The organism is Peptoniphilus sp. (assembly GCF_050943655.1).
Lineage (GTDB): Bacteria > Bacillota > Clostridia > Tissierellales > Peptoniphilaceae > Peptoniphilus_A.
In genome coordinates this window covers 1-8,292 of sequence record NZ_JBMNPQ010000063.1, presented here as the reverse complement: position 1 = coordinate 8,292, position 8,292 = coordinate 1, and the positions used below count along the sequence as shown (strand labels likewise).

General features: G+C 30.4%; 9 protein-coding genes and 1 pseudogene. 2 read left to right on the top strand and 8 right to left on the bottom strand.

Going from position 1 to position 8,292, the window contains the following annotated elements; genetic code table 11:
* Together ACOX6R_RS06285 and ACOX6R_RS06280 are read left to right on the top strand one after the other, a co-directional pair.
* Positions 1-229, top strand: a pseudogene (locus ACOX6R_RS06285) (RecX family transcriptional regulator); the annotation flags it as partial.
* A complete protein-coding gene (locus ACOX6R_RS06280; RefSeq protein WP_433448396.1) occupies positions 222-524 on the top strand; it encodes a GIY-YIG nuclease family protein in 303 nt (100 codons plus the stop codon). The pseudogene ACOX6R_RS06285 and the gene ACOX6R_RS06280, both read left to right, overlap by 8 nt.
* Before the next feature lie 18 nt (positions 525-542).
* Here the strand turns inward: ACOX6R_RS06280 and ACOX6R_RS06275 are convergent, their stop codons facing one another.
* The 8 genes from ACOX6R_RS06275 to ACOX6R_RS06240 form a co-directional block, all read right to left on the bottom strand.
* A complete protein-coding gene (locus tag ACOX6R_RS06275) occupies positions 543-872 on the bottom strand; it encodes a cytochrome C biosynthesis protein (protein ID WP_433448394.1) in 330 nt (109 codons plus the stop codon).
* 9 nt (positions 873-881) lie between these two features.
* Positions 882-2,309 (bottom strand): hypothetical protein, encoded by a 1,428-nt coding sequence (locus ACOX6R_RS06270; protein WP_433448392.1) that lies wholly within the window; start codon positions 2,307-2,309, stop codon positions 882-884.
* Positions 2,306-3,727 carry a sensor histidine kinase gene (locus ACOX6R_RS06265; RefSeq protein ID WP_433448390.1) on the bottom strand — a complete coding sequence of 474 codons (1,422 nt, stop codon included), beginning with the start codon at positions 3,725-3,727 and terminating at the stop codon, positions 2,306-2,308. The genes ACOX6R_RS06270 and ACOX6R_RS06265 overlap by 4 nt, the downstream gene beginning before the upstream one ends.
* A 3-nt stretch (positions 3,728-3,730) precedes the next feature.
* Positions 3,731-4,423, bottom strand: coding sequence for a response regulator transcription factor (locus tag ACOX6R_RS06260; RefSeq protein ID WP_433448388.1), 693 nt, complete (start codon positions 4,421-4,423; stop codon positions 3,731-3,733).
* A gap of 69 nt (positions 4,424-4,492) precedes the next feature.
* On the bottom strand, positions 4,493-5,938 hold the full coding sequence (gene guaB / locus ACOX6R_RS06255) for an IMP dehydrogenase (RefSeq protein ID WP_433448386.1): 1,446 nt from the start codon (positions 5,936-5,938) through the stop codon (positions 4,493-4,495).
* Between the two features lie 25 nt (positions 5,939-5,963).
* Positions 5,964-6,887, bottom strand: a complete 924-nt coding sequence (locus ACOX6R_RS06250) for a CdaR family protein (protein ID WP_433448384.1) — start codon at positions 6,885-6,887, stop codon at positions 5,964-5,966.
* Positions 6,877-7,707, bottom strand: coding sequence for a diadenylate cyclase CdaA (cdaA, locus tag ACOX6R_RS06245; RefSeq protein ID WP_433448382.1), 831 nt, complete (start codon positions 7,705-7,707; stop codon positions 6,877-6,879). Before cdaA ends, ACOX6R_RS06250 begins: the two co-directional genes overlap by 11 nt.
* The coding region (locus tag ACOX6R_RS06240) for a DUF5317 domain-containing protein (protein ID WP_433448380.1) at positions 7,708-8,292 on the bottom strand (585 nt) is incomplete at its 5' end.

The window sequence follows — 8,292 nt, the reverse complement described above, 5'->3', positions numbered from 1 at the left end:
AATTATTTACAAATTGCGATCAAAGGGAATAAAACAAGATGTAATTGATGATGCTATGTCTTTCTATGATTTTGAAAAAGAGCTAGAAAATATAAACTACTTATATAAAAATAGACTTAAGATGAGAGGCTATAACGAAAAAGAAATTCTTTCCTGCAAGAACTACTTAGTAAATAAAGGATTCGAATATGAAAATATTAATAGTGAGATGAATGACATAGATGAGTGAGCATTATGTATATATTTTAAAATGTTCTGACGGAACTCTATACTCTGGTTACACTAATGATTTAGAAAATAGACTAAAAACGCACAACAGCGGCAAGGGCAGCAAATATACGCGTGCAAGACTCCCTGTTGAATACGCATTTCACTTAAAGTGTAAGGACAAGTCTGATGCATTAAAGAAAGAGTGTTTTATAAAAAGTTTAGAGAGAAGTAAAAAAATTAAAATTATAAATGGTGAAGAAGACCTTAACGAACTTTACAATTCATATCTAGAAAAAAAGGGCAGTAAACTTTAAAGCTTACTGCCATTTTATTTATTTCTTCTTTCTTTTATATCTATTTTTATCTGAAGTTGCTATTCCAATAATTAAAGCAAATATCAAGGAAACAAGTCCTGAAGAAACTCCCAATACAAAAATAAATAAATTATTTAAGCTTTCGGGATTAAACAATCTATTAATAACCATAAATAAGGATATTATCCCAATAAAAACTAATGCTAGCCCAGGCAAATATTTAATAAATTTAAGATCCTTTGCTGCAAAATTAACTATAAAAGTTAGCACAACTCCTATGATAATTGCCCCTAAAGTTAGCATTATAAAACTGGAGTTTTCTGCTAAAAGTGGAGTTATTTTACTCATTTAAACACCTCATTTGTATGCAATCTCATCTTTCCAAATCTTGGCATATTTTCCAACTGCCCATTCACTCATTACGCAGACAGTATTATTTCCAATGTCTTTTTCAAAAATAAAATTTGGATCGATGCCTGATTCTAATACATTATATATCCTAAGTTTATTATTTTCAATTGTTATCAAAAACTTATTGTCTGGTGAGACAAAGGCATCTTTAATTGATGGTTTAAAGTTTTTAATATCTGACATAGGAATATTTAATCTATTGTACTTGTTTACACTTGTTGGCAAAACTAAATTTAAATCATAATCTTCATATTTTCCATTAGCCAAATTTTTTCGACCTTTTAATTTCCAAAATCCCTTGTCTCTATAGATTCCAATATTAAATGGATCACTCTCAAGATTTTCTAAACTTTCGTTAGGCGTAAGCTGATAGTCCTCTGATAAGAATTCATTATAATGTATTGGATCGCGATTTTGTATATCACTTAAATTATAAATTCTAAGCGTCCTCATATTATTATTTAAATTATATGATTCAAGATTTATATAATTATTAGTTACAAAATCAATAGTTGTGAGCATATTTTTGTCTTCGAATTTTTTTGGCTCTTTCATAATGTCTGTATCTTCTGGAACTTGTTTTCTAAAGTTATTATTATTTTCAATTATTAATTTATCATTAATAATACCGCCCTTTGTCTCCCTGTTTACATTTATTTGTGAGAATCCATTATCTCTTGGGACCATTAGGTTATTAACTTCATAAACATTCTCAACAGTATTCTCTGAAAATTTAATATATACAGTATTGTAGTTCCATGTTGGCATCTTTGTTCCAGTCTCTGTCTTTAGTCCAAGTAAAAATCCCTTTTCGCTTTTTGAACCAAGGAACTCTCCTTTTTTAAGGACTTCATCTTTTCGCTTAGCGATTATCTCATTAAGATTTTCATCATCCATCTGTTGATCTATTAACTGGATTTCTAAAATAATTCCATTATCAAATAATAGAGCTTTATCTTTACTTAGCCTAATGACTTCGTGATAAAAATTATCTGATGAATTGGCATCACTTACATAGGTTACATATACATCGTCGTCTTCTTCAAAGCCCAAAGCTTTATAGTTTATATTAAATTTATTGTATAGATACTCCGACAACTTGACGTATTTTGACTGATATTTAACATCATCGATATAGTCATTTAGAAGTAGAGATTTTTCATTTGAAAATATTACTTCACTTCCAATTACTTCCTTAAACTGAAAACTATCAATATCTAGATTTTCATTATAAATTAGTTTTGATATTACCCACTTGCCATATATTGGGCTCTCTCCCAGCCTTGGAGTCTCGATATTAGTTCCCTGTGGACTTATAATATTGCAACCGCAAAGAAAAATTAAGGAAAATATTAAAAAAACTCTCTTTTTCATGCTTCTTTTTCACCAGCCTCTTTAGGATTTTCAATAGGTAGTGTAACTTTAATTGTAGTTCCAATATTTTCTTCAGAAAAGATTTCTAATTTTCCATTGTGAAGGTTTGTAATTTCATCACTTATAGATAGACCTATACCGCTGTGACTCTTTGAATGCTTGCCTTTGTAAAATTTTTCTTTTACATGGGCTAAGTCTTCTTTACTCATTCCAACACCATTATCGGATACTAAGATTATAATATTATCATCTTTCCTATACATTTGGAATTTAACCCATCCATTTTCAGACGTGAATTTTATTGCATTGTCTAAAAGATTTATTAGAAGTTGCTTTATTCTATTTTCATCTGCATATATTAATTCAATTTCCTCAGTTAGCTCAACAATTAGTTCAATTTTATTGTTGTTAGCTCTAGGCTTCATTTGTTTTGCAACATCTTCACATGTTTTTGTGATATTAAAAATCTCTTTATCTAAACTAATTCTTCCTGAAATATATCTTGAGAAGTCGAGCAAATCTTCTACCATTTTTGTAAGTCTATCTACTTCATTTTCAATAATGTTTAGACCATCATCAATTAGTTCCTTTTCATCCTTATCAGCATCCTTAAGTACAACTGCCCAGCCCTTAATTGAAGTAAGAGGCGTTCTAAGTTCATGAGACACAGATGAGATAAAATCGTTTTTAATTTTATCTTTATTGATAATCTCATCCGACATAGAATTTAGTGTCTTTGCAAGCTCGCCTATCTCATCATCTTGCCAAATATTCGCTCTGACCTCATAATTTCCATCAAGCATTTGGTTGGCAACATCAGTTAGCTCCAAAATTGGCTTTACAAGAGATCTTGAGAAAATCATACTAACTACAGCAGTAATAGCAGCAACTATGAGTGTGAAAAAAATTAAAGTTATCATAGTTTTATAAATTGCTCTGTTGGCATCTTCCAAAGACGAAATCAGTTTTAAATACCCAATAGTATTTCCAGATTCATCTAGTATTTGCCCTGTAACACTCATTATTGACTCGCCTGTGTTTGGATTTTTGCCGTGCCACGTCAAGATATTACTTTTTTTAAAAGAATCTTTATTTATATTTTCAAGATTTAATGTATCAGTTTTACCAATAGAGTCAAAAAGTACTTTTCCATTTGCGCTTAATATCTGTACTTCGGCATTTGTATGTGAAAAAAAGATCTGATTATCATCATATATTAATTTTTTCAAACTATTGTTAGAAAAGTCTTTTTCATAAATATCTAGAGACAATTCTAATCGAGATTTTAATTCGTTGGAAATATTATTGTAGTAATAATATCTAAATCCAACTAATAAAAATATGTCAATTATAGAAATTGTAATTAAGATAATTATTAAAAAAGACTTTACTAATCTTTTACCAATTCTATTTTTCAACAATTACACCTCAGACTGCCACCTGTATCCAAGTCCCCACACTGTTTCAATATATTTTGGCTTAGCAGAGTTTTCTTCGACTTTTGATCTAAGTCTTCTAATGTTAACATCTACAATTTTAGAATCGCCAATAAAGTCATCGCCCCACACAAGTTTTAAAATTTCATCTCTATTTAAAGCTTTTTTTGGATTTTCCATAAAGATTTTTATAATTTGAAACTCTGTAGGTGTAAGTTCCAACTCTTCGTCGTCTTTATAAAACTTTCTTGAATAAGTATCTAATTTAAATGGTGGTTGAATGATTAGATTAGACTCATCCTTCTCTTCAGGTTCTAGTCTTCTCTCAATAGATTTAATTCTAAGTGTGAGTTCAGTAGGATTAAAAGGTTTTGTTAAATAGTCATCACAACCATATTGAAGTCCCATGATCTTATCATAGTCTTCTGCCTTAGCAGTGAGCATTATTATTCCAAGATTAGGAAATTCCCCTCTTAAAATTTTGCACACCTCAAAGCCATCAATCCCCGGAAGCATTATGTCAAGCACTACAATATCAGGATTCTCTTTATTGGCTACGAGGACACCCTCCTCACCTGTTCCCGCTTCTAGAACTTCATATCCTTCACGTTCTAAATTTATTTTTACAAACTTTCTTATAGATTCTTCATCTTCTACAAGAAGTATTTTCGTTTTCATAGACTACCTCCCACATAAATCTATTATAAAGAAAAATCACCCTAAATTCAATTAGGGTGAAAGGTAATATTAATAGTAATTTGGTGATTCTCTTGTGATTGTTATGTTGTGAGGGTGTGACTCTTGAAGAGAAGCTTGTGTAATTTTTACATATTTTGCGTTCTCATGTAGTTCTTGTAAGTTATGTGCACCAAGATAGCCCATTGCAGATTTTAATCCACCAACTAATTGGTAAACAATATCTCCAACTTTTCCCTTATAAGGCACACGACCTTCTACTCCCTCTGGAACATATTTTGTTGTGTTAGATTGGAAATATCTATCTGATGAACCTGAGTTCATAGCTCCAAGAGATCCCATACCTCTGTAGGCTTTGTATCTTCTTCCTTCAACGAAGATTTCTTCTCCTGGTGACTCTTCAGTTCCAGCAAATAAAGAACCCATCATAACGACATTGCCACCTGCTGCAATGGCCTTTGCAATGTCTCCTGATAATTTAATACCACCATCGGCAATTATTGGAATTCCAAGTTCTCTTCCGGCTCTTGATGCTTCCATAATAGCTGTAACTTGTGGAACACCAACACCTGTTACTACACGAGTTGTACAAATAGAACCAGGCCCAATACCTACTTTAACACAGTCAGCACCAGCTTTAATAAGATCAACTGTGCCTTCATATGTTGCAACATTACCGGCAATAAGTTCAATATTTGGAAATGCGCTTTTTATATTTCTAATAGTTTCAAGTACGCCTTTAGATTGTCCGTGAGCTGTATCTATTACGATAACATCAACTTTAGCTTTAACAAGAGCATCAACTCTTTCAAGTACGTCTTTAGTTACACCAACTGCAGCTCCTGCAAGAAGTCTTCCCGAACCATCTCTTGCTGAATTTGGATATTGTTCGTGCTTTTCAATATCTTTAATAGTAATTAGTCCCTTTAAAACATTGTCCTTATCTACAAGAGGTAATTTTTCTATTTTATATCTCTTAAGAACTTCTAGAGCTTCTTCTAATGATATATCAGGAGATCCTGTGATAAGTCCTTCAGAAGTCATAACTTCGTCGATTTTTTTAGATAAATCAGTTTCAAATCTTATATCTCTATTAGTGATAATTCCTTCTAATACACCTTTTTCTGTTACTATTGGAACGCCACTAATTCTATATTTTTCCATTAGAGAAGAAGCATCTCCTATGGAATTGTGTCTGCTTAATGAAAATGGATCTGTAATAACACCATGCTCTGAGCGTTTAACTTTATCAACTTCAGAAGCTTGTTCCTCTATCGGCATATTTTTGTGGATAATTCCTATTCCACCTTCTCTTGCCATAGCAATAGACATTCTATGTTCAGTTACAGTATCCATACCAGCTGACATTAAAGGTACATTTAACTTAATATTATTAGTTAGATTAGTAGTAAGATCTACTTGGTTAGGCAATACATCAGATCTAGCTGGAACTAGTAATATATCGTCAAAAGTAAGTCCTTCTTCAAAAAATTCCATCATTTCCTCCTTCTAGAAATACACATTAATTATTTTCCACTTTGATTAACTTTATCCTATCAATTCCTTCAACAACCTGAATATTTTCAGGAATTTTCAACTTAATCTCTAATTCTTTATCTATTCCACTTAAATCTACTGGATAAGTTGAAATTTTGTCTAGTGAATCAACCAAATTTGAATTTCCTATTATTGTAACAGATGAGGGCTCCATAGTAAAGTTAGAAATACTAACTTTTTCAGGTGCACTGTTCTTATAGTCTAAGACAATTGGAACATTCTTAACTTTTTGTATAGGAATCTCTAGCTTTATACTAGATGGCTCAATTACAAGCCCTTCAATTACATTTCCATTTGAATCAAATGCCTCAGCTTTAGAATTAATATAAGATGATTCTTTAAGATCAGTTACATCTACTTCAAACCTTAGACTGTCTACTTTATTAACAAGAGTGCTTGCTCCCTTAACTTTTACTGGTTCAAAGTCTCTAATGCTTCCAACTAAATAACCTTCTTGTGGAGTTCCATTTACAACAATATCTGCATTTACACTTTCACTAACCATTCTATCAATTTTAAATGGAATAGTTTTTTGTGAAATCTTAGATACAGTTATTCCTCCATCAATATAAGATACACTTATAGGAACTGAATGTTCGCCTTCGTCTAATTTGCTAAGATTAACTTTAGCAGATATTCCATCTCTTGATGCCGTTCTCATATAGCTATTGTATCCTTTAAGTTCCACATCTATTAAAAATTCCTTAGGAGAGATAATAGTCAAATTTTTATTTTTTAAATCTTCCTGTCCTTCATAAGTTACTTCAATATTTCTAAAATTTCTAGTTATTATTATATTTCCATCACTTCTAACATAAGACCAAAGAATAACAGCAAAAAGAAGTGATAAAACTTTTAACATGAAATCTTTATCTTTTTTAATTTTCATCTTCTTTATTTTGCCCTCTCAATCTTGATAATATTAAGTTATTTGTATTGCTTGGTTTATATTCTTCAAGCAAAATTGACTTTAGTGTTTCGATATCTAAATATCTAGAAATATTTCCATTATCTGCAATAGATATTGAACCTGTCTCTTCTGAAACTATGATGCTAAGGCAATCGGACTTTTCTGTAATACCAATACCTGCCCTGTGCCTTGTACCTAGATCTCTAGATATCTTGTGATCGTCTGAAAGAGGTAAAAAGCAAGCAGCCGCTTTTATTTTAGGTCCCTTTATAACTACTGCGCCATCGTGTAATGGAGTATTTGGAATAAATATATTTATTAACAGTCCACTACTTACAACGCCATCTATTCTAGTTCCTGTTTCTACAATTTCATTTAAACCAACATTTCTTTCTATTACAATTAAAGCGCCAATTTTTTGTCTTGAAAGTGATGAAACTGCCGTAATAATTTCTGTAACAGTTTCTGGAACATACTCTTTGTTCTGACTAAAGTTATTTTTAATACTTGAGGTTACTCCCAAATATTGTAATGCTCTTCTAAGTTCTGGTTGGAATAAAACGATAATTGCAATAATACCATCACTAATAAATCGTGAAAATATCCAGTTTATTGTATATAGTTGTAAGACTTGAGAAATTTTTATAAAAATTAAAACTAACAAAATTCCTTTAAATACTTGTTCGGCACGAGTATTAGTAATTAATTTTAATATGAAATATATAAAAATTGCCACTATTAATATATCAATGACATCTCTTATATTAATCAAATAAATAAGATTCTTTATTTTATCCATCTATTCACTTCCTAACTTTATAATATTTACTAGAGCAACTATAAGTCCTATTGAAATTAAAATATCCCCTACGCTTATTACGACTGATGATCCAATTAATTTTGGGAAAGGAATTATATCTGATAAGAAAAAAAACTTTGGATTTTCAAAAATTCCATGACTCAAACTATTGTTGTGAAGTAATATGTCAATTACTCTTTGATTATCTGTTTTAAAAAGTGCATCTATACTTACAGGCATCTTCTTATTAAATATAACTGGGATTGTATTAAGTAAAACGCCAGTCCCCATAATGACAAAACCTTTGTTACTTGGATTTGTAAAAAGTGGGATGCATATTAAAACAAGGGATAATATATGAAATAAATAATAATATTTTACAAAAAAATCTCCAACTGCACCTAAATTAAATGAGGTGAAAATATTTATTATAAATAAAATTATAATACCAAGAAATATTAAATACAAATTATTGAAATGAAAATTAATTAGATTTTTATAATTTTTATTTTTGATAAATAGTGAAATTATAAATGCAATTATTATTGACTCTAAAAACATACTATCACCAATTACATCATAACA